At 54.6% G+C, this 22,600-nt stretch carries 17 protein-coding genes; 7 read left to right on the top strand and 10 right to left on the bottom strand.

The window, feature by feature from the left end; genetic code table 11:
- The first annotated feature begins 513 nt into the window (after positions 1-513).
- From LQZ21_RS05180 to LQZ21_RS05165, 4 genes are all read left to right on the top strand, one after another.
- Complete coding sequence (locus LQZ21_RS05180; protein ID WP_411043171.1) at positions 514-1,017, top strand: ferritin; 504 nt, start codon at positions 514-516, stop codon at positions 1,015-1,017.
- A gap of 209 nt (positions 1,018-1,226) precedes the next feature.
- Complete coding sequence (locus LQZ21_RS05175; protein ID WP_411043169.1) at positions 1,227-1,940, top strand: gamma-glutamyl-gamma-aminobutyrate hydrolase family protein; 714 nt, start codon at positions 1,227-1,229, stop codon at positions 1,938-1,940.
- A 94-nt stretch (positions 1,941-2,034) separates the two neighbouring features.
- Positions 2,035-2,598 (top strand): alkyl hydroperoxide reductase subunit C, encoded by a 564-nt coding sequence (gene ahpC / locus LQZ21_RS05170; RefSeq protein WP_411043168.1) that lies wholly within the window; start codon positions 2,035-2,037, stop codon positions 2,596-2,598.
- 33 nt (positions 2,599-2,631) lie between these two features.
- Entirely contained in the window at positions 2,632-4,293 is a 1,662-nt protein-coding gene (locus tag LQZ21_RS05165) for an FAD-dependent oxidoreductase (RefSeq protein ID WP_411043167.1), read from the top strand.
- Positions 4,294-4,304: 11 nt separating this feature from the next.
- Here LQZ21_RS05165 and LQZ21_RS05160 read toward each other — a convergent pair whose 3' ends face one another.
- The 4 genes from LQZ21_RS05160 to LQZ21_RS05145 form a co-directional block, all read right to left on the bottom strand.
- Positions 4,305-5,801 (bottom strand): ATP-binding cassette domain-containing protein, encoded by a 1,497-nt coding sequence (locus LQZ21_RS05160; RefSeq protein WP_411043166.1) that lies wholly within the window; start codon positions 5,799-5,801, stop codon positions 4,305-4,307.
- Positions 5,802-6,061: 260 nt separating this feature from the next.
- The gene (locus LQZ21_RS05155) at positions 6,062-7,336 is read right to left on the bottom strand and encodes a DUF1302 domain-containing protein (RefSeq protein ID WP_411043164.1); all 1,275 of its coding nucleotides are present in this window, start codon (positions 7,334-7,336) and stop codon (positions 6,062-6,064) included.
- On the bottom strand, positions 7,333-8,124 hold the full coding sequence (locus tag LQZ21_RS05150; RefSeq protein WP_411043162.1) for an outer membrane lipoprotein-sorting protein: 792 nt from the start codon (positions 8,122-8,124) through the stop codon (positions 7,333-7,335). Before LQZ21_RS05150 ends, LQZ21_RS05155 begins: the two co-directional genes overlap by 4 nt.
- Positions 8,121-10,475 (bottom strand): efflux RND transporter permease subunit, encoded by a 2,355-nt coding sequence (locus tag LQZ21_RS05145; RefSeq protein ID WP_411043160.1) that lies wholly within the window; start codon positions 10,473-10,475, stop codon positions 8,121-8,123. Before LQZ21_RS05145 ends, LQZ21_RS05150 begins: the two co-directional genes overlap by 4 nt.
- Positions 10,476-10,629: 154 nt before the next feature.
- Between LQZ21_RS05145 and LQZ21_RS05140 the strand changes: the two genes are divergently transcribed.
- On the top strand, positions 10,630-11,172 hold the full coding sequence (locus LQZ21_RS05140; RefSeq protein ID WP_411043158.1) for a flavin reductase family protein: 543 nt from the start codon (positions 10,630-10,632) through the stop codon (positions 11,170-11,172).
- 33 nt (positions 11,173-11,205) lie between these two features.
- On the opposite strand, the gene LQZ21_RS05135 is transcribed toward LQZ21_RS05140, so the two are convergent.
- Positions 11,206-12,798 carry an SWIM zinc finger family protein gene (locus tag LQZ21_RS05135; RefSeq protein WP_411043156.1) on the bottom strand — a complete coding sequence of 531 codons (1,593 nt, stop codon included), beginning with the start codon at positions 12,796-12,798 and terminating at the stop codon, positions 11,206-11,208.
- Between the two features lie 22 nt (positions 12,799-12,820).
- A complete protein-coding gene (locus tag LQZ21_RS05130) occupies positions 12,821-14,671 on the bottom strand; it encodes a methyl-accepting chemotaxis protein (protein ID WP_411043154.1) in 1,851 nt (616 codons plus the stop codon).
- Positions 14,672-14,895: 224 nt separating this feature from the next.
- Between LQZ21_RS05130 and LQZ21_RS05125 the strand changes: the two genes are divergently transcribed.
- Both LQZ21_RS05125 and LQZ21_RS05120 read left to right on the top strand, forming a co-directional pair.
- Positions 14,896-15,906, top strand: a complete 1,011-nt coding sequence (locus LQZ21_RS05125; protein WP_411043152.1) for a 2-hydroxyacid dehydrogenase — start codon at positions 14,896-14,898, stop codon at positions 15,904-15,906.
- A gap of 48 nt (positions 15,907-15,954) precedes the next feature.
- Entirely contained in the window at positions 15,955-16,962 is a 1,008-nt protein-coding gene (locus LQZ21_RS05120; protein WP_411043151.1) for an alpha/beta hydrolase fold domain-containing protein, read from the top strand.
- Positions 16,963-17,219: 257 nt separating this feature from the next.
- Here LQZ21_RS05120 and LQZ21_RS05115 read toward each other — a convergent pair whose 3' ends face one another.
- The 4 genes from LQZ21_RS05115 to LQZ21_RS05100 all read right to left on the bottom strand — a co-directional run bounded on the left by LQZ21_RS05115 (position 17,220) and on the right by LQZ21_RS05100 (position 22,482).
- A complete protein-coding gene (locus LQZ21_RS05115; RefSeq protein ID WP_411043150.1) occupies positions 17,220-18,971 on the bottom strand; it encodes an ABC transporter ATP-binding protein in 1,752 nt (583 codons plus the stop codon).
- Between the two features lie 169 nt (positions 18,972-19,140).
- Positions 19,141-19,905 carry an EFR1 family ferrodoxin gene (locus tag LQZ21_RS05110; protein ID WP_411043148.1) on the bottom strand — a complete coding sequence of 255 codons (765 nt, stop codon included), beginning with the start codon at positions 19,903-19,905 and terminating at the stop codon, positions 19,141-19,143.
- A gap of 100 nt (positions 19,906-20,005) precedes the next feature.
- Positions 20,006-20,632 (bottom strand): class I SAM-dependent methyltransferase, encoded by a 627-nt coding sequence (locus tag LQZ21_RS05105; RefSeq protein WP_411043147.1) that lies wholly within the window; start codon positions 20,630-20,632, stop codon positions 20,006-20,008.
- A 14-nt stretch (positions 20,633-20,646) separates the two neighbouring features.
- Positions 20,647-22,482: an ABC transporter ATP-binding protein gene (locus LQZ21_RS05100; protein WP_411043145.1), complete on the bottom strand. Its 1,836-nt coding sequence runs from the start codon at positions 22,480-22,482 to the stop codon at positions 20,647-20,649.
- Positions 22,483-22,600 lie beyond the last annotated feature (118 nt).

Genomic DNA, 22,600 nt, shown 5'->3' with positions numbered 1-22,600 from the left:
GCGCAAGCAGCTGTTTTGTCGCAGGTATAAAGGCATGAAACCCGAATATGAAAAATTGAAAAAGGAGTTAGAACAAAAATTGTTAAAAAGATTGAATACTGAAGGAGAGAGATGATGAAATATCATTTTAAGATACACAAAGAGAAAAAAGGATTTTGGTCTGAATGCATGGCATTAGACGGTTGTATTACTCAAGCGGATAATCGGAGGAATTATATAAAAATTGTGAGCAAGTACTGAATTTATTTCTTGAGGAACCATTTATAGGAGCCTGTCAATAGTTTTGTGTAAATAAATCAGGGCCTGTCATATTTTGCTTGAATATTCCAGCTGATGCATTGAATCATCAAAAATGGCCTAAATCGCCGGGACACCTGGTACCAAGCCGATCCGGCCGCTTATACGGCCGGATACACCCAAATGCCTGATTGAAAGGTGAAATTTCCGGGGCAGCGGCAAATATCCTTGACTTTTGGATGGCAGTCCCCTAAAGTAAATAAAGGAGTATACAAAATGATAAAAGATTCTCTGGCGAAAGCATTAAGTGATCAGTTTAATGCGGAATATTATTCCGCCTATCTCTATCTTTCCATGTCGGCCTATGCTGACCGGCTGGGATATAAGGGTATAGCGAATTGGTTCGCGGTACAGGCCAAAGAGGAGCTGGCCCACGGTACCCATATCTACCGGTATCTGCTTGAACGGGGGGTCGCCCCCTCTTTTCAGGATGTCAAGGCCCCCCAGGCTGCTTATGAGAGCCTCCAGGCGGTTTTCGAGAAAGTTCTTGCCCATGAACGGCAGGTAACGGGGATGATAAACCGGATAGCCTCTCTGGCCTTAGACGAAAAGGACCATGCCGCCTATGATTTTATCCGGTGGTATGTGGACGAGCAGGTCGAGGAGGAGTCGGAGGCGGAAGATCTGGTCCTGAAATTCAGCCGTATCGGCGACAATCCGGGACTGCTCTACCAGATTGACGCCCAGCTTGCCGCAAGGCGGTTTACCGATCCCTTTTAATAAAACTTAAAAATCCACCGCCTTTGGCGGTGGTTGTTTGCTTTTGGCATAGAGTTTTTCATTTGTAACTTACTGAACACGGGAATTCGTCTTACGGTAGACCGGAATTCCGCAAAAGCGGTGATGATACCGGGCAAATTTACGCTGTCAAAAATCGCAGTATCCAGTATCCCCTTGTCGACCCGGCCCTCCTGTGGTAAGGTTGGGTCATGGAACGGCCCCTTATTGGCGTAGTGCCCCTGTGGGACGAAGAAAAAGATAGCCTCTGGATGCTGCCCGGCTACTTGGAGGGTATCCTCCGGGCAGGGGGATTGCCCCTCATGCTGCCCCTGACCACCGACACGGGGGCCCTGCGGCAGGCCGCTGGTTTATGCGCCGGGTTCCTCTTTACCGGGGGGCAGGACCTTTTCCCCGGTCTCTACGGGGCTGAAGTTTTGCCGGTCTGCGGCCCGGTCTGCGAGGAACGGGACGCCATGGAAAGGACCCTGTTCTCCATTGCCGTATGGGAACAGAACAAAAGCGCCTTTGGCATCTGCCGGGGTATACAGTTGTTCAACGTCCTGTTAGGGGGGACCCTGTACCAGGACCTTCCCACCCAGCTGACCGAAAGCGCCTTGTCCCATCAGCAGAAACCGCCCTATGACCGGCCGGTCCATCAGGTAACGATCAGCGGAGAGCTTCGGGAATTACTGGGGTTCGATACCCTGGCGGTCAACAGCAGCCACCATCAGGGGATTGCAAAGCTGGCGCCGGATCTGGTCCCCATGGCCCGGGCGGCGGACGGCCTGGTAGAGGCGGTTCGTATGAAGGACAAACCCTTTGTGTGGGCGGTCCAATGGCACCCGGAGTTTGCCCTGGCGGAAGAAAGTAGCGGGAAACTTTTTAACGCCCTGGTGGAAGCCTGCCGTAATACCGGCCGATAGTAATTTTTCCCCTTGACTATTCTTTTGTATTATGATAAGGTATTATAGTTAGATTTAACTAACTTAAATATACCATGTAACAGGGAGGCAGTATATGTCTATGATTCAGAAAGAAGTGAGTGATTTTTCGGTAAATGCCTTTTATAACAACAACTTCAAAACCATAACCAAGGCCGATATTCTTGGCAAGTGGAGCGTCTTTTTCTTTTATCCGGCGGATTTTACCTTTGTATGTCCCACGGAATTGGAGGATCTGGCCAACAAATACGATGATTTTAAAGCCGCGGGCTGCGAAATTTATTCGGTTTCCTGCGACACCCACTTTGTCCACAAGGCCTGGCATGATGTTTCCAAGACCATTCAGAAGATCCGCTACCCCATGCTGGCGGACCCCACCGGCGCCCTGGCCCGGGATTTTGGGGTGTTGATCGAGGGGCAAGGGCTGGCCGAACGGGGGGATTTTATCATAAATCCCGAAGGCAAAATCGTGGCCTATGAGGTTGTCGCGGGCAATGTGGGACGTAACGCCGATGAGCTCTTCCGCCGGGTACAGGCCTCCCAGTTTGTGGCCGAACACGGCGACCAGGTCTGCCCCGCCAAATGGAAGCCCGGCGCCGAGACCCTGAAGCCCAGCCTTGACCTGGTGGGCCTTTTGTAATACGCCCTGGGGAAAAAGGCGGGTTTAAGGATTATGGAACCGGAAAAAGAAAACCTTTACGATGCCATCGTGATAGGCGGCGGCCCCGCGGGGCTGACCGCGGCTCTGTATCTCGCCCGCGCCCGCTACCGGGTATTGGTGGTAGAAAAGGATCACTTCGGCGGGCAGATTACCATTACCGCCGAGGTGGTTAATTATCCCGGGGTGGAACAGACCAGCGGTACGGCCCTCACCGAGTCTATGCTGCGGCAGGCCCAGAGCTTCGGCGCGGAATTCCTGCTGGCCGAGGTGGAAAGCCTGGATGTTACGGATACCCTCAAAACCGTTAAAACCTCCCGGGGCATCTTTCGTGCCTTCGGGATCCTCCTTGCCACCGGGGCCCATCCCCGGATGATAGGTTTCCGGGGGGAGGAAGCTTTTAAGGGCCGGGGCGTGGCCTACTGCGCCACCTGTGACGGCGAGTTTTTTACCGGCCGGGATATTGTGGTGGTGGGCGGCGGTTTTGCCGCGGCGGAAGAAAGCGTTTTTTTAACCCGCTACGCCCGCCGGGTGACCATCCTTATCCGGGGGGCGGATTTTTCCTGCGCCGAATCCGTGGCGGACGCGGCCCGGTCCCATGAGAAGATCACCGTCCTTACCAACACGGAACTGGAAGAAGTGGGGGGCGATACGGTCCTGCGTTACGCCCGCTGGCGTAATACCAAAACCGGGGAAATCACCGAGTACCGTCCGCCGGAGGGCTTTGGGGTCTTTGTCTTTGGGGGATACGAACCCGCGGTCAGCCTGGTCCGGGACCTGGGCATACTGGATGCACGGGGCTACGTCATTACCGACGGGGATCAAAAGACCGGTGTGGAGGGTCTCTATGCCGCCGGGGACGTGTGCGCCAAAAATCTGCGTCAGGTGGTTACCGCCGTGGGGGACGGGGCCGCGGCCGCCGCGGCGCTGGAAAAATACGCCCAGACCATGCGGGAAGCCACCGGCCTGCGGTCGATCCCGCCGGTAACCCGGCTCCCCCGGTCGGTGGAAACCGCTCCGGAGAAAAAACCGGAGGATACAGCCGGGGGGGAGGGCTTCTTTACGCCGGAGATCAAGGTCCAGCTTGCGGGGGTCTTTAAAAAAATGGCCCGGCCCCTGGTTTTACATCTGGCCCTGGATGATCGCCCCGTTTCGGAAGAACTGCGGCATTTTATGGAGGAGTTATCCGCCATAACGGACAAGCTCAGCCTGCGCATCCTTCCGCCCGAATCCTGCGGTAAAGATACTCCCTGGGTGGGGCTCTATCTGGAGGACGGAACCTACCGGGGGATAGTTTTCCACGGCGTACCCGGGGGGCATGAGTTTAATTCCTTTGTTATCGGCTTGTACAACGCCGCGGGCCCTGGGCAGCCCCTGGAAGCGGACCTGGAACAGGCGATCCGGGCCATCGAAACGCCGGTTTCCATGAAGATTTTGGTTTCCCTGGCCTGTACCATGTGCCCGGAACTGGTGATAGCGGCCCAGCGTATGGCGGCGGAAAATCCCCGGATCACCGCCGAAGCCTACGACCTTAACCATTTTCCCGATCTCCGGGAACAGTATCGGGTCATGAGCGTACCCTGTCTGGTTATCAATGATACCATCGCCGGCTTTGGAAAAAAGAATGTCCGGGAACTGCTCGGTTTACTTAGCGGCGTTTCCACAATGCAGGCTTAGGGGAAACCGCCTTAGGCCATGATCCAAAGGGCTGAATCCTGCCCCTGCCGGTTGACGACCCACCTCTGTCCGGTGAGACGGGAGAGAAACCGCTCGTCGTGGCTTACCAGGACCAGGGCCCCCGAATAGCCGGCCAAGGCCGCTTCCAAAAGGCCGACGGAAACCAGGTCCAGGTGATTGGTGGGTTCATCCATAATGACCAGGGCGGGCCCGTAGAAGATCCCCCGGGCAATCATGAGCTTCCGTATCTCCCCGGGGCTGGGCAGGGCCGAACGAAAAAGAAGCCGGGGGTCTGAACCGAGCCGGGAAAACCGGGAGAATATCTCCCCCCGGAATTTTTCCTCCTCCTGTAATACCGCGTCCAGAATATCCTGGCTTTCATCGCCTCCGATTTCCTGGGGCAGGTAAAATACGGGAGCGGAAATGCGGGGAAGCAGGTACCGGATCAGGGTTGATTTTCCTGAACCGTTGGGTCCGGAGAAGGCGATTCGGGCCTCCGGCGTGATAACCAGTTCCGGAAAGGAGAGGCTTCGGCCTTCCCCCAGGGGGATGCTCCCCGGCGCAAGGAACAAGAGCCGATCCGCCCGTGCCGCTTGTCCCTGCAGGGTAATACCCTGTTTCCGTTCCCGGGGGGCCGGGGCCCTTTCCCGGGCCTCCCCCGCCTGTTTCGCCCGGTTTTTCATCCGTTTATACCGGTTTGCCCCCGCTGTGTCCTTGCCGGAAAGCCGGGCCAGGTTGATCTTTCCCCGGCCGTCCTTGTCCTTGGGGTCCAGCATCCGTTTTGAAAGCCGGTTCCGGGAACCTTCCACGGTATGCCACCGCCGGAGGGCCTCCGCCGTAAGGCGCTCCTCCTCCTCCGAAAGCTTTTTCCGCAGATTCCACTGTTCCGTCCGTTCCCGTTCTTCCTCCGCCAGCCCCCGGGACACTCCGCCGGGACGCAGGGTTACGGTCCCTTCCCGCAGGAAAAGGCAGCTCCCGCAGAGGCTGTCCAGCAGGGCCCGGTCATGGCTCACCAAAAGGCCGATTCCCCGGTAGGCTGCCAGGGCCTCCCGCACCAGGGCGGCGGCTTCCGCGTCCAGATGATTGGTGGGCTCATCCACCGCCAGCAGGACGGGATCCCGCCGGAGGGCCGCGGCCAACTGGAACCGTTTTCGTTCCCCGTGGCTCAAGGTCTCCCAGCGGTAAGGCCAATCGGCCCCTATACCCAGGCTGTCCAAAAGGCGGCCCGCGGCGTTATCGGCGGCGAAAAAGAGATCCTCCCAGGATTCGGGGATAGTATCGGTACGCTGGGGGCAATAGAAGCGGTCGCCGGGGCTCCGGATATTTCCCGCGCCGGGACGCAAAAGCCCCGCAGCCAGGAGGAGCAGTGTGGTTTTGCCCGCGCCGTTTTCTCCGGTAATGCCGGTCCAGCCCGGGGCAAGCTCAAAATTGAGGTCCCCCAATACCGGGTGTATTGAGGAAGGATAGGAAAATTCAACGGAATTAAAGGATAAAAAAAGACGAACCATGAAACCTCCGCAGCAGGACCCGCCGGTCCTGAGAACCATCGGTTCTAACGCGGCATCCCGGCCAAGGACAATTTTGACCGGGAACAACGAAGCCCTGCGGGACATTCCCGGGGTTTCGTCTTATCAAAGGGATCGCCGCGTCAACGGTATCCATCCCTTTTGTTTTATAGGCTGTTCATCTTGTTTTTATCCTCCATTGTTACGGTATGTTTTTTGAGGCGTGGTGTCAAGGACTCAATAAAAAGGAACAGCGATACCTTTCAGAACCGAAAGATTCCCCGGAACCAGAGGCAGCTTAAATCCTTATAGGCCCCGTAAGTTCCCCGGTTATCAATACCCCCGGTAAAGAAATCACTTCCCAGGGAAAGGCTCAAGGCGTCGGTCAGGGCGTAATCGGCGGACACGCTGCCGGCGGTATCGAAGTCGGCCAGGTCCAGATAACACCAGACCGAAAGATTCAGGGTCTCCCGAAAAAATCCCTTGGCAGCCCGCAGGCTGATCCCGTTTTTCCGCCAGGACCGCGCGGTCCCGCCCTTGTGGGCGTCCGGGAGCAGGTCTTCGTAATACTGGGCGGAAAGGGTCCAGCCCGAAGGGTTCCAGTCAATGCCCGCCAGGGCTTTGAGGTTGTGCTTGACCACGGGATCGTCGGTTTGCCCCCCCAGCAGTACCGCCGCGGTTTCCTCCGCCGAACGGTCCCGGTCATAGCGGCCGCCCCCGGTCCAGGCCGCCTCCAGCCGCAGGAGGAAATCGCCCAGGGGAATGCCGGCGTCCACCCCGGTGGTGATGGTCCTCCCGTATTCCGGGGTAAGTTCAATCCCCGCGGGGATCAATCTTTTTTCCACAAAAGGAATATCGTTCCATCCGTAAAAACCCATAACGGAAAAATCCAGGACCGGGGTATACCAGGAAACGCGCAGACCGTATTCCCCGTCGGCGATGGTCCGGGGCGGGTCGGCGTTGGCGATAAAAGCCCCCTTCCCTCCGTTCATAGCAAGGGTGGGATAAAAGATTTCGTGCAGCGGATTTTGAGGATCCTCGGGCAGCTGGGCCGGGGTAAAGAGGGGAAGCCATACCCCCTCTATCGCAAGGACCGGGAAGGAGTACCGCAGTTTGACGCCGTCCACCGCGAGGCGGCTTCCGGCAAAATCAAGTCCCGCATAAGCGGTAAGGTTTTGGGGACAGACCACATCGGTAAGGATAAGGCCGTCGGCCACCCCCCAGGACAAAAGCTGCCGTCCCAGCCGGAGGCTAAAGCCCCCGGCGCCCCAATCCGCCCAGGCTTCCCCCAGGGAAAAACCGCTGCGGTCGGGACTTGCGCCGTTATACTCCGCGGAAAGGGAAACAAAGGCCGAAGCATCGCCGGCATAGGCCGACACTTCCCCGGTAAAGGATGCGCGGGAATCGGTCAGTCTTGCGTCCCTGGAGAAGGGGAGGGCATGGAAGGTTTCCACCGCGCCGTGCAGTTCTATGTCCACCTGGGCGGCCAGGGGGAAAACGACCCACCACAGAAAAAACGCCGAAACCGCCTTTTTCATCGTACCCCCCGCTCCAGGGTGGTAACCGTAAAGAGACTGTCCTCCAGGGGCAGGTTAAACCGTATATCCGACATCTCGATCGTCGTGGAGTGTTTGTCCTGCACATTGGTCATTTCCATTTTTTGGGCGGTCCAAATGCCGTCGATCTGGCGGATACCGGAAACCCGCAGGGTTTTAAGCAGCCGGTCCTGGCGGTCGTAAAAATCCACCGCGGCAAAGATATACGAATCCTTCCTTACCCGGATGATCCGCCGGCCATAGGGGTCCTTGCTGTCCTTTGGCCTGGCCTCCACCACCCAGCAGGGCGCACCGTCCACCGCCTCCTCCCCCCGGAGGGTAAAGTTGTCCTTGCCAAGGCTCCGGCTCCCCATGTCCTCGTAGGTAAAATCGGTCCCCATGAAGCTGTCGTTTTTCCCCGAACCGGTGATGCGCCTGACCCGTTTCATCGCCGGGAGGTAGAGCCAATTGTCTTCATCGGCGGCTTCATCGTCATAGGAAAAGGAGAGGTAGCCCGTGCCGGCCACGTCCCGGGGGCTGTTAAAGTACATGAGGGCCTTATCCGTATCCCCATAGTCCTTAAAATAGTACGCCACCTCCCGCACCCGCGGCGCGCCCCGGCCGCTTGAGAGGGTCATGGTCAGCCGATATTGGGCGGTATCACCGGCGTACCGGTCATCGGCCAGCTTCATAATGTCATAACCGCTGGGAGTTTGGGCGGATATTCCCGCTGTTCCGGCAAACAGCAGAAATACTGCGGTGAAAACCGCAAAACAATTTTTCCTATTCATGAACTTTTCTCCTTTCCTAAAGGTTTCAGGGTAAACATGAGCAGCGGCGTCAGGGTGTAATCCGCCAGCAGGGCGGCGGCCATCCCGATAATGGCCAAAGTTCCCACATGGAAGAGCATGGCCATGGGGCTCAGGGCGTAGACAAAAAACATGGCGCAGAGGATCACCGTGGTGGTCCCCAGGGTCTTGCCGATTTTTCCAAAGGAGTTCAACACGGCCTGCCGGTAGGAGCCGGTCTGTTCCAGTTCCAGTCTGATGCGGGTGATAAAGTGGATCGTATCGTCCACGGCGATCCCCAGCAGCATGGGCATGATGGTCATGGTGAGCATATCCAGGGGTATCTTCGCATAGCCCATGATCCCTCCGATAAGGATCACCGGCGCGATATTGGGGATCATGCCGATGAGGGCCACCGGGATGCTGCCGAAAACCAGGGCCAGCAGGATAAAGATGATGATGAAGGAACCGGCAAAGGATTTTAATAAGCCGTAGACTATCTTGTTGCTCATCTCGGCAAAGCTGGCGACCATCCCCACCACCGCCACATCCGCCCCGGGGAACCGTTCCCGGGCGGCCTCTTCCGCGTCCCTGATGGCTTTGGCTATCCGGCTGCTGTCATAACCGGAGAGCTCCACCGTTACGGTGGCGGTGGAAAAGTCTTCACTTATCCGGTTGAAGAGATCGCCCCCCCCGGAAATTTCGTAGAGGAACAAAAGCTGGGCCAAGAGGTCCCCGTCATCAGGGATAGTGTAAAAGGCGGGATCATCCCCGTTCAGGGTCCGGTTCATCTCCTTGACAATTTCCGTTACCGCCGACACCCGGGCCCTGTTCCCCGATATTTTGGTCAGGTCCAGCTTTCCCAGGTCTTCGCAGAGGCCGTCCAACTGCCGCATCCGCCGGGGATCCTTAAACGCGTCGGGCTCATCGCCGCTTATCATCACCGTATAGGTGTAGAGGGACCCGATTTTTGTCTCAATCATCTCCGCCAGCCGGGAGATGTAGGGGATTTTTTTTCCCATCATGGAAAAATAATCCATCGTCACGGTCATCCTAAAGAGGCCCGGAACAAAAAGGGCAATCACCAAAAAGGAAAGGATGATGGCGGGGATCCGTTTGGCGATCAGTGATTCACCCAGCCGGTAGAACTTCCGGTCCACGCCGGTTCTACCGGGTTCCGATGCTTCCGCAGCGGGCGGGCGATCTTTGCCGAAGCTGAACAGGACGGGCACCAGGAGTACCACGTAGAGGTAAACCGTGAAAACCGCCAGGGCGCTGGCGCTGCCCAGCCATCGCAGGGCGCCGATACCGGCAAAGAGGAAGGAGATCAGGGAGGCGATGGTGGTCACCGCGGTAAAAAGTATGGGCCAGCCCGTTTCCTCCACCGCGGCGATCAGGGCCTCCTTCCGTTTTCCCGACCGGCGGAAATGGAACTTGAAGGCGTTTATCAGATGGATGGCGTAGCCGATGGACAGGGCCATGGCAAGCAGGATGGGCAGGGTCATCATGTTGGCATCCGCGGAAATCCCCAGATGGGCCATGTAACCAAAGACCGACCCGATGCCCCCGATGGTGGCCAGCACGGGAATCACGATGCCCCGGAGGGACCGGGTAAAAAGGATCAGGCAGAGGATCACCACGATAAAACCGCCCAGAACCCGCTTCACCGTTTCATCCTCAACGACGAGGTGTTCTTCCCATTCGGTATAGGCCATCCCCGAAGGTTTCAGGGTGTATTTGGAACTCTGCCATTTGGGATCGGTGATAATGCTCATGGCCGCTTCCCCCACGGTATACATTTCTTCTATCTCGGTTTCCTCGTTGTAGGCGTAGAGGCTCAAGGCCAGCCAGGTTTCCCGGCAATCGTCGGAGACCAGCATATTCACCAGGGAAGAACGGGACATGATATAGGCCCGCTTTTCTTCCAGCTCCGGCCCCGCGGGCGGAATACCGTCCTCAAAGGGACTTTTCACCTCAATGCCCTCTTCGGTCCCAAAGGAGATGGACATATCCGTGAGGGATCGCAGCTCCTTTGCGAAGGGAACCTTTTCCAGCAGCTCCGCCCCCAGGTCCCGGATCATGGCCAGCACCTCCGGGTCAAAGACATCCTCCGCCTGGATCAGCACCAGCACCTGATCGTCGTTGCCGAAAAGGGCCTCGTACCGGTCGGTGTTGATCTGTATGGCGTCATACTCGTCGAACCAGTCCTCCATGTTGTCGCTGGTGGTCATTTTCGGCAGTCCCGCAAACCCGATAAAGGTAAAAACAGCCAGAGCGGCGACAAAAACCCAGCGCCATTTGATTTGAAACGCGGCAAATTGGGCAAAGCGCCGGTTAATACGGTCAAGTTTCATAGACATGTCCTTATTTGTTAGAATATACTAACTATAAAGGCCAGTATAGTTTCGGATCTTCTTTGTGTCAAGTTAGTTACTCCGCACTTGCACAGAACAAGCCTTTTATGTCATCAGCAGATAGGGTACAATTAATTCACGGAGGAAATTTTCTATGAAACCCTTCCCTTTGAATAAAGCCTTTACCTTCCTTGAACCCGGCCCGGTGGTTCTGGTAACCACCGCCGATGGAGGCAGGTACAACATCATGACCCTCTCCTGGACCATGGTACTTGACTTTAGCCCCCGGTTCGCCTTTATGACCGGTCCCTGGAATTATTCCTGCAAGGCCCTCCTCAAAACAAAAGAATGTGTCATCGCCATACCCACGGTTGATATGTCCAAAACCGTTGTGTCCATCGGCGCCTGCTCCGGAGCGGAGGTGAACAAATTTGAAAAGTTTCATCTTACACCCCTGGAGGCAAAATGTGTCGACGCTCCCCTGATCAGGGAATGTTACGCCAACATAGAGTGCCGGGTTATAGACTACATCAAAAAACACGGCATCTTTGTGCTGGACGCCATGGCGGCATGGATTGATGAAAAACGCAAAGAAAAACGCCTGTTTCACGCCATAGGGGACGGCCGTTTCATCGCTGACGGGGAAAAATTCAGCCACCGGAAGATCATGCGGGAGAAACTGCCGGAGGGAGTTTGAGCAGAAAGACTGCGGAAAAGACCGCGTTTCCCGCTATTTCCGGTTCAATATTTCCACCATGGCCCGCCGGTTTTTGTAGGTGACAAGGTATTGGGCTTTTATGTCCGCCACCGCGGTAGCGCCGCCGGGTATTTTTTTCATCTTGTTAAGCATATTGATGATATACTCATAATGGCTGCGGCCGGTATTTTCCGCAGCATAACGGTCAAGGGCTGTCCGAAAAAGGGCAAGGGTCTCTTGGGGAAAGGTATCGGCAAAGAACTTGTGATACTGCTCCATTTTTTTCAGGGAAAGCTTTTTCCCGATATGCTCCATCAGCTTTTCCGTCTTTCCCTCGGCGGCCAAAAGATCGGCCACAGGATCATTAAAAAAACTTTTCCGGGCTTCGTAGCGCCGGAGCAGGTTTTCAAAGGCCTCTGCCCATTCACCGGCGCTGAAGGCCGATTTATAGATCCGGTAATAGTGCTCATTAAAATTATCTTCGATAAACGAATAGGAAATGCTCCGGATGGCGGGGATATCCTTTTCTCCCCGGGCGATTTGCAGAAGGTAATCATCCCAAATATTGGAAGGGTATTTATTTTGCTTCGTATCGATATAATCATGGATGAGTTTTTTTGCATCGGCAAACTTTTTTTGTTTGATCCGTTTTTCAACCACCTCCCGGCGGAAGCTGTCTATCTGTACGTTTTCTTCCACACAGTTCCACGCCTTTTTAGGCTCGTGGCAATTGGTATAAAAATCAACAATCCGCCGGAGAATTTTTTCTGCCTCATAAGAGCTTTTATCCTTAATCCGGTCGAGTAATTTCCGCTGCAACTCTATGAAGGCTTCGGGATTTACCTTTGCCGACAGGATCATCAGCAGATCGTTAAAGTTATCTTCCATATATAAACCGGCGTATTTTTTCTTTGCCACTTCAGCCATGCAATAATCGTACAGGGCCTTAATATCAAGCTTCGGATCCGCGGCGGCTTCTTCCAGAATTTCAAAGGGCTTGGACTGATAGGTATCCTGTATCTGCTCAATGAGGTAGTCATCCGCAATTTCTTGCAGCCAGCGGGCAAATTCCTCAATATAAGCCTGGGCAATCAGTATTGCTTCGCCGGTTTTTTTCTCCCTGAGGAAATGCTCGGCTTTTTCAATCCATTCGTCTAAAACATCAATGTCAACCCCATTGTCATCATAATAGTCATGATCGTCAAACTCTGTGTTCTCCAACCCTCTCCGTATGAGGGGAACATATTTGTTGCCGCTTGTATATTCGATTTTCTCCGCGAACTCAAGAAAAAGGGCGTTGGTCAGATCCGGGTTGTTTTTTATCATTCTGAAGGTAAAATCATACAATTCTTCATGGGTAAGTTTGTTGAGCAGTTCCTCCACGCTTATCTTTGAGCCCTTTCCGGTTTCCCGGTTCCCGGCGTTTTTCGCTATCCGCTTGGCGATAGCCGCCTCAATTATGGGGATATGCTTACAGGGATAATAATCGCTGGGGCAGGAGCAGGAAAAATTGCCCCGCTGTTTTCCGTCGGTATTTATTTTTATGGTATACACCCCGTAATTGCCCTGATATTTTGCCTGCCAGTGGTTGGGAGATGTTTCTCTTAAATCAACGATACTGCCCATGGCTATACTCCGTCTATGTCAATTACATCTTAAACCGGGCTATGGCCCCATAAAGGGAATGAAGCCCTTCACTGTTTTGGCCCACGGTAACATGGGCTGCCTGGCTGGATTCCGTGACATGGCTGACCTGGGCAGCAATACCGGCGATTTCCTGCTGCATGGTGGCACTCATTTCCAGGAGCTTCCCGGTGGCGGCGATGGATTCATCGGACTCGTTTTTTATTTTTTCCGCCCCGGTCTGTACCTGTTCGGTAATGCCGTTAATCTGCTCCAAACTTTGCAGGATTAAACCTGAGCCATGGGATTGTTCTTCCATAGTATTTTTTATCTCCAGTACCAGGCTGTTGATAGCCTGAATCAGGGAATTGGTCTGCTCAAAGGCCCCCTCAATAAGGCCCGCTATTTTGGCAATATCATTTATTCTGCTTCTGATGGCCGTCAGGGTCTGGTTTGAATTCTTCGCCTGTTCCGCGGTGGTCTCCGAAAGCTTCCGTATTTCATCGGCGACCACGGCAAAACCCCGGCCCGCATCCCCCGCATGGGCCGCTTCGATGGCGGCGTTCATAGCCAGCAGATTGGTCTGGGCCGCCACCGACGCAATAACCTTGTTCATTTCCAGGAGGGTGTTTGAATCGGTTTCCACCTGCTTGACCGTCTCGGTGGATTTGGCGATATGGTTATGTTCCTCAAGGGAGCTGTCCACCAGCCTGCCTAAACTGTCCCCCAGGGTCTGGATCCGTTTTTCAATGGATGCGATATTCGCGGTCATCTCTTCTATGGCGGATGATGAAATGCCCAGATGATCCCGCTGTTCACGGATAACTCCGCCCAGGGCGGTAAGTTCGCCGTCAATATTGGTTATTTCCTGTTTTACCCGCGCCGTTTCCTCCCTGACCTGTCCGTCCAGGTTCTGCAAATTGTTGATGGAGCCGCTTATTTCCGCCGCCGCCTGGGAGGTGCCGGTGATTACCCGGTTCAATTCATCATCGTTGGCTTTCATGGTTTCAAAGGAACGAACGATGTTTTCCACCAGTCCCCGGAGGCTTTCCATCATGCGGGAAAAAGAATCCTGCAGCACCGTTATCTCGTCGTGCCCGGTTATCGCCACGGGTTGAGCGGAAAGATCCCCCGACGCAAGCTGTTCCGCCATGCGGACGGTCTCCTTCAGGGGCCTGGTGATGGACTTGAGGGTAAACACACAGAGGGGAATCAGAACCACCGCCGCCAAACCCAGGATACAGCCTATGACAATAAACATCAGGGTCCGCAGCGACGCGGACATGGCCTGTTCCACTTCAGCCTTATGGGCCGCAATATTATCAACATAGATCCCCGTGGAAATCCAAATGTCCGTGCCGGGAATATATTCCACATAGGCCAGCTTGGGGGCGTTTTCCATGGATGGGGGTTTGGGGAACACAAAGGAAACAAAGCCGCCCCCTTTTTGGGCGTTTTCGTAGAGTTCCCGTACATAGTAGACCCCGTTCGCGTCGGCGGTCTGGCCCAGATCCTCCCCCTCCCGCTGGGGCAGGGTGGGGTGCATGAAGATCACCGTGCCGATGTAGGTATAATAATACCCGGATGCATCTTCCTCGAAACGGTATTCTTTGATATAGCCGCTGATAATGTCATGCTGCTCCTGCCGGTCCGTTACCCCGGCCAGGGCCTTGCTTAACGCCACCGCCATGGTTTGGGTGCCCAGCTTGATTTTTTCTTTCTGCCCCTCAAGCATCACTTCCGCAGCGTCGGTGATGCCCCTATTCTTGACACCGTTGGCGGTAACATAGATCGTCGCCGCAAGACCGGCAATAGAAAGCGCCAACACGCCGATAATAATGATTATCCGTACACCTATGGATATGTTCCGCAGCATAACCCCTCCGTTTCTCTATTAAGAGATACCGATCATTACGACCAGTGTCAAGGGCTGAAATACCGGAGATCAAATTTTGGCCGGACATGGGATTTGTCCGAAAACTGACGATTTTGAACAATCCTGGTATAATTCCGCAAATCATCGGCGCATAAAATTAGGCAAAACTAACTCTTGCCAAAAACCGGTAAAAAAGGCTAGGATGGTACCATGGAGGCGCTAAAATGGAAACCGTTAAGATCGCTTTTTTTGATACCAAACCCTACGATAGGGATTATTTTGATCCCCTTCTCAAAGATCCGGCCTTTCCTCTGAAACTGAAATACCTCAATGTAAGGCTGGGACCGGATACGGCCGCCCTTGCCTCGGGTTACGACGGAATATGTATCTTTGTAAACGACCGGATAGATGCCGTGACCGCGGATATTCTGTACCGGCAGGGGATTAAAATCATTGCCCTCCGTTCCGCGGGCTACAACAATGTAGACTTGGAGGCCCTGCGGGGAAAGATACCCGTGGTGCGGGTACCCGCCTATTCTCCCCATGCCGTCGCGGAATATGCGGTGTCCCTGCTCCTTACCCTTAACCGAAAAACCCACAAGGCCTATTCCCGCGTCAGGGAGGGAAACTTTTCTCTTGCCGGGCTTGAAGGTTTTGACCTTTACCAAAAGATCGCGGGGATTATCGGCACCGGGCAAATAGGCAAGATCACCGCGGAGATACTCCGGGGTTTCGGTATGGAAGTGCTGGCCTCCGATCCCTATCCGTCGGCGGAATGGGCCAAGGCCCACGGTGTTCTGTATATTGACCGGGAAGAACTTATCCGGCGTTCGGATATTATCAGCCTTCACTGTCCCCTGACGCCGGAAAACAGGCGCTTTATCAACAGGGGAGCCCTTTCTTCCATGAAACCCGGCGCCATCATCATCAATACCGGAAGGGGCGGCCTCATAGATACCAGGGATCTGATCTACGCCCTAAAGGAAAATCACCTTGGAGGCGCGGCTCTGGACGTGTACGAGGAGGAGGACCGGTATTTTTTCGAAGACCATTCCGGGCAGGTTATCCAGGACGATGTGCTGGCAAGGCTTATGACCTTTCCCAATGTGCTTATCACCAGTCACCAGGCGTTCTTTACCCGGGAAGCACTTTCGGCCATTGCCGAAACCACCCTTGAAAACCTGCGCCGCTTTTTTGAAAAGAACGAACGTCCCCATGAGATAAAAACCGCGTAATTATTCAGATGAGGGTTGTACTCAATTTGTCTTTTATAAGGAAAAAAAATGAAAACACCGGCGCCGGTCCCTGTTTCCAAGAAGCCAAGGATCAGCGGGGCCTATCGTTTGCTTGAACTTGCCGTCAGGGCTATGGGGTTTAAGCGGATATTCGACCTTGATGAACAGGAACTCAAAGCGTATATCAAAAAGAACCTGAACAAACAGAAAACCGCTCCCCCCGGTTTCATATACCGAAAATACCGGGTTCGGGAATGGATGGTAGACCAGCGGCCCTGCTATATCATCAGTCCCCAGGAGGGTGTCCGTCCGCAGGTTCCCCTTAAACGGGATACGGCGGAACTGAAGCCTCCTGTTCCCAAAACCCTGTTGTTCCTCCATGGCGGCGGGATGATTATGGAGGCCCATCTTATCCATTGGATAGTCATCTCCAAAATGATAAGCTGCCTTGGCGTCACCGTATGGGTTCCCGTCTATCCCCTGGCTCCCCATGGCTTTAGGGAAATTACGGAAAAGCTTTTTCCGGTTTACGAAAAGATGCTGGAAGAAAATCCCGGTTCCGAGGTCACGGTTCTTGGAGATTCCGCCGGGGGAACCCTGGCCCTGATACTTTGCCATCACAACAAGGCCCGGGGAATGCCGCTGCCGATGCCTCATAAACTCATCCTGGTTTCTCCCGGTGTTTTTGCGCGGAAAGATAACCGGACGATCCGGGATGAAATGGACCGCATCCTCCCCCGGGACCCCGTTCTTTCACCCCGGCTTATGGATATTCTGATCTCCTGGATGGTTGCTGCCCCGGATCGGGGAAGCTATTTTGAGATGCCCACGGAAGCCGATTTTTCGGGCTTTCCCGGCACCTACGTTTTTTTCGGAACCAGGGAAATATTTTATGCCGCCGCTTCTCCTTTTATCGAAAGGCTGCGGTCCGCCGGTGTTCCGGTCAAGGTATACCTGGGCGAAGGGATGATGCATATATGGCCCTACATGCCTGTTTCACGGGAGAGCCGGGAAGCGCTGAAGATAATTTTTGCTATTATCGAAGGAAAGGGATAACAAGGAGAGATTTTAATCACGAACCACACGAACAGAAACAAAGACAAATTGGCGTTTTCATCGATATTTCTTTCCTGCTTTCCCACGAATAGAGAAGAGAATTCAGGTATAAATTCCGGAATATCGAAGCAAAAGTTCGTGATGTTCGTGTCGTTCGTGGTTAATCCTATTCTTCCTGCGTAACATGAGGTAGTAAGCGACAAAAAAATCTACCCGGCTCTTGGGGAGTGGTCTGCAAACACCCCGCCGTGGATGCCCTACCGCGCCGCGGTCCACCCCAGGCTCTCCTGCTGGATCCGGTAGAGCCGGGCAAAGAGACCGGCTTTCGCCAGGAGTTCTTCCCCGGAACCTTCCTCCACGAGCCGCCCCTGATCCAGTACCGCTATCTTGTCCGCCCCCACTACCGTCCGCAGCCGGTGGGCGATGACGATCACCGTCCGGTTTTTCACCAGTTCCGAAATAGCCTCCTGGATCAGGGTTTCGTTCTCCGGGTCCAGGCTGGCGGTGGCTTCGTCCAGCAGCACGATGGGGGCGTTCTTGAGCAGCGCCCGGGCAATGGAGATCCGCTGCCGTTCCCCGCCCGAGAGGGTGGAGCCGTTCTCGCCGATCACCGTATCGTAGCCCTGGGGCAGTTCCCGGATAAACCCGTCGCAGCGGGCCATCTCCGCCGCGGCGTAGACTTCCTCGTCCTTCGCCCCCTCTTTGCCGATACGGATGTTGTTTTTCACCGTATCGTTAAAAAGCACCACATCCTGAAACACAAAGCTCATGTACCGCATCAAGGTTTCCGGATCGATTCCGGCAATGTTTTTCCCGCCGATGAGAATCTCCCCTTCCCGCACATCCCAGAACCGGGCGATAAGCCGGGACAGGGTACTCTTGCCGCTGCCGGAGGGCCCCACCAGGGCGGTAACGCCCCCCTGGGGAATGGCGAGGCTGATGTTTTTGATCACATCCTCTCCTTCATGGTAGGCAAAACTGACGTTTCTCAGTTCGATGTGATAATTATCAATTACCGCCTTTTCGTCTCCCTCCATCACCGGCTCCCGCCGGACCTGCTGCATCCGTTTGGCGGAAATAAGGAAATAGAAAAATTCCGGCAGCAGGGTAAAGATGACCACCAGGGGCGAATAAATTTTCGCGCTGATGAGGATAAAGGTGAGGAAGGGAATCACCCCCAGGCTGCCGCCGGTCAAAAGGGAGACCCCGGTCAGTACCACGAGGCCTATCCCCACCTGAAGGATCATCATGGCCAACACCACGAAAATTCCCGTGAAACCCTCGAACTTTATCGCCTCTTTCATCATGGTCCGTAAGGCGCGCTGCAGGGCCTGTGATTTTTCCCCCGAAAGCCCAAAGGCCTTTACCACCTTGATCCCCTCAAGGTACTCCTGCACCTGATCGGACACCGCCAGTTTTGCCTGCACATGACGCTCCCCAAAAAAAGCCTGCAATTTCCGGCTGCCGAAAATAAGGCCCAAGGCAAGGGGCAGGGCGGCGAAGAGGGCCAGGGCCATGCGCCAGTCGTAGACAGCCAGGAGCGCGCAGACGGCCACATCGGTGATGATTCCGCCAAAAAGGATCGGCGACACATGGCTCATGACGTGTTCGACGTTGGTACAGTCCGCCATCATGTTGGTGGTCAGTTCAGAAAGGTCCTTGTTGTTGAAAAAACTCAACGGGAGCCGCCGGATCCGCTCCGCCACCTCCAGGCGGATCTTTTCCGATTCGCTGTAGGCCGTGGTGTAGGTTTTACGGTATTCCCTGCGGTAGGCGAAAAAATACAACACCGCGGCGATAAGCCCCAGGGCCAACAGGATCCAGAGCCGGCGGCTGTCCAGGACCACCCCCCCGGAAGCTCCGTCCATCAGGGGCTTGAGCAGGGTGACGATGGTTTGAACTATCACGATAAAGGGCAAAAAGAGGCAAAAGTTCGAGATCACCACCGCCCGGACCGCCCGCTTAAAATCCCGGTAGCCCTCATCCGATAAGCCCCATAGTTTTTTCATGTTAAACACCGGTCTCCTCCTTCCGCCTCAAAATAATTTTTTGTTAGTTAAAACTTACAAATGAGTATATTCCCGGCCCGGTTTTTTGTCAAGGTTTGGAATATATCGGCTGCATTAAAAGACGGAGGATCGCCGTAATGAAAGAACCTAAAGCCCCCTTACTCCTTGATCATAGGGAGCAATACATCTCGGAGACCGACACCTGGGGGTGATGATATTGGCAGGTATCCGGTTCAAACCGTAAATATCCTATGGCCCGGCGGGGACACCAGTTCAGACAGGCCTGACACTGTTCGCAGCGCCTTAAAAATACCGGTTTTCCCTTTTCTATCACAATATTGGCGGCAGGACAGATCCTGGCGCAGACACCGCAGCCGTTACACACGGCGCTTACCTTAAAGCCCTTCACAAAAAAGGACTTGCTCAGCTTGAAAAGCGATGATATACCCATTGAAAGAGGGCGCAGCGGCCATACGGAGTTCGTTTTCCGCTGCAGGATATCCTGGGCTATTTTTTCAGTGGCCTTTTCCTGTAAGGCCAGCCGCCGTTGCTTTGTTTTTTCCGGTTGGGGGCCGAAAATGGGAATGTAGTTTTCCACGCTGGGGATGGCGGCAAAATAGGACGCCGGTGTTTTTTTCCGCTTAAAGATGCGGTATACCTCGGCCAGAGCGCCGCCAGGGTCCGAACCAAAGGTAGTGAGGGCCGCCATATAGGGGGAGCGGAATTCGGACCGGTCGAGAAAACAGCGGACAAGCAACGGTGACTGATATGCGTAGGCGGGAAACAAAAGAATCACCCGGTCCGCTTCTATCGTTTCCGCCGGTTTTCGCATCTCGACGCCGATATTGAACAGTTGGCCATCCAATATTTCCGCGATTTTTTTTGCCGACCACAGGGTGTTTCCGGTCCCGGAAAAATAAAATAGCTTTGTCATCTTGCGGTCTAACTATAAATTATCGTATAACCGCGGGTCAAGCCACGTATGAACTCGGCCTTCATTTCATGGCCCCGAGTACCCGTAATGAATTCTCCCCTTACTTCTCCGCCCGGGCCCTGACGCACAAAGCGGATTTTCCCCGGGATACAAATTCCACGCCGGTAAATCCCGCCCCGGTCAAATAGTTGCGGAAATCAGATTGGGTATAGGTCTTCAGGTCCAGTGTTTTTATCCAGAACTGATAGGGCGCTTCCCCTTCCTCAGGCTTGTCCATCTCGTTGCAGATAAAAAAAGCGCCTCCCGGTTTCAACACCCGCAGGACCTCCCGAAGGTCATTGGCAAAATCCGGCCAGAAGTAGACCGTCTCAAAGGCGGTAACCAGATCAAAGCTGTTATCGGGCCAGGGATTTTCCGACACGCTGCCCAGCCGTATCTCCGCCCGGCCCTCCCGAACCGCCCGCCGGTTCAATCTTTTGGTCTTTTCCACGCACACTTCCGAATAATCAAGGCCGCAGACCCGGCCCTGGCTCGCTCGTTTCAGCATCCGCGCCACGTTCCTGCCGCCCCCGCAGCCAATATCCAAAATATGGTCCCCGGGCCTGATCTCCAGATGTTTCAATCCCCACCGGGAAATCCCGGTATGCGCCAGGTTCATTGTCGTGACAAAAATCCTGCCGCAAAAGCCTTGGGGCCGGCGGGCGTTTTGCCATAATTTTTCAAACATAGGGTTCCTCCTTTTCAACTTAACTGGGGCCTGGCGCCGCTTATGCCCCAGTTCATCGCCCCGGTGTACTGCTCCCACATCCGGCTGTAGCGGCCGCCGGCCGTTACCAGGGCGTCGTGGGTTCCTTCTTCCGCCAGCCGGCCCCGGTCGATAACCACAATCTTGTCCGCCCCCCGGACCGTGGAAAGCCGGTGGGCGATGATGATCACGGTCTTGTTTTTCATCAGGGCCTCAAAGGCCCTTTGTATCTTCTGTTCATTTTCCGGGTCCGCAAAGGCCGTGGCCTCGTCCAGTACGATAACCGGCGCGTTTTTGAGGATCGCCCGGGCGATCACGATCCGCTGCCGCTCCCCGCCGGAAAGGTGGATATTCTTCCTGCCGATCACCGTGTCGTAACCATGGGGCAGCTTTTCCACAAATTCGTGGCACTGGGCGGCCTTTGCCGCGGCAATGGCCACTTCCCGGCCGGCGTTTTTGTTTCCGATTAAAATATTGTCCATGATGCTCTGTTTGAAGAGAAACACATCCTGAAACACAAAAGCCACAATGGACATCAGGTATTCGCTTGCCATGTCGCGGATATCCACCCCGCCGATTTTTACCGCCCCTTCCCCCACCTCGTAGAACCGGGGGATGAGGTGGGCCAGGGTAGACTTGCCGCTCCCCGAGGGCCCCACCAGGGCGGTTACTTCCCCCTGCCGGGCAATAAAACTCACGTTCCGCAGGGCAATGGCTTCCCCCTCATCGTTGTAGGTAAAGGTAACGTGATCAAAGGCCACCGAATATTCATCCGTGGTTTTGGGGGAAGCGGTTTCGGCCAGGGGCGGCGTGTTCAGCACCTTGTCCATCCGCTCGATGCCGTTGAGGATCATCTTCCCGTTGGTAGACACGTACATCAGCTTGGTAAAGGGCGTGGAAAGAGAAACGGAAAAGATGAGGTAGAACAGGGCGGTGAACGCAAAGGCGGCGTATACCGCGGAACCGGTCAGGGCCGCGCCCCCGGCAAGAAGGATGATCGGGGGGATCAGAAAGAGGTACACGTGGTTGATGATCAGCATGAAGAAGCACATGATGGTTTCCCAACTGATGGTGTACTTCAAAACAAAATTGCCGTATTCCTTAATGGTATCGTAAAATTTGCGGAAGCTGTAAACGGTCTGGTTAAAGGCCTTGACCACCGAAATGCCCCGCATGTATTCCACCGCCGCGTTGTTCATGTCCTCCAGGGAATTCTGGTATTTGTTGACGAAAATTTGGGCGTTTTTATTGCTCATGGCAATCGCCTGAATCAAATAGGCGGCGATAATGGGCACCATGCTCGCCAGAGCCAGCCGCCAGTCAAAGACAAAGAGGATGACCAGGGTAAACACCGGCATGGCAAAGGAGCCCGCCAGGTCGGGAAGCTGGTGGGCGATAAAACCCTCCAGTTTTTCGATGTTCTCGTCCACCACCTTCCGCAGCTTGCCCGTGGAATTTTCCGTGTGGAAACCCAGGGGCAGGGAGGCGATGTGGCGGGTAAATTCCAGCTTTAAATCGTAGAGGGTGGTAAAGGCAGCAATATGGGAGAGCATCAGGGCGATAAAGTTGAGGAGCACCGCCGCTGCCGCCCCGCCCGCGGCAAACCAGCCGAGCCGCATCATATAGGCCGTGTCCAGCCCCCCCAGATCGGCGAAATGGATCACCAGCTCCCGGAGGAGGTAATAGACGGCAATAAAGGGGACAAAGGACACGGCCACGCTTATTACCGCGAGGACGCAGGAGGTGATGATCAGAATTTTTTTACGGAACGCCAGTTCCCAGAGCCGGGCCATGCCGGTTTTGCGCCCCTGGGCCGTTTTAGTGTTTTCCATATAGTTTCCCCCTTAAATCTAAGGCTGCTTTCCAAAATCATGATCCTTTAATCACCGGATTTTGAAGTCAACGAGTTAGATAAATATAACATCTAAGTATAACCATCTAAAAATTAAC

The organism is Treponema sp. TIM-1 (assembly GCF_046533115.1).
GTDB lineage: Bacteria > Spirochaetota > Spirochaetia > Treponematales > Breznakiellaceae > JAIRMO01.
This window is presented reverse-complemented; position numbering and strand designations above follow the sequence as displayed.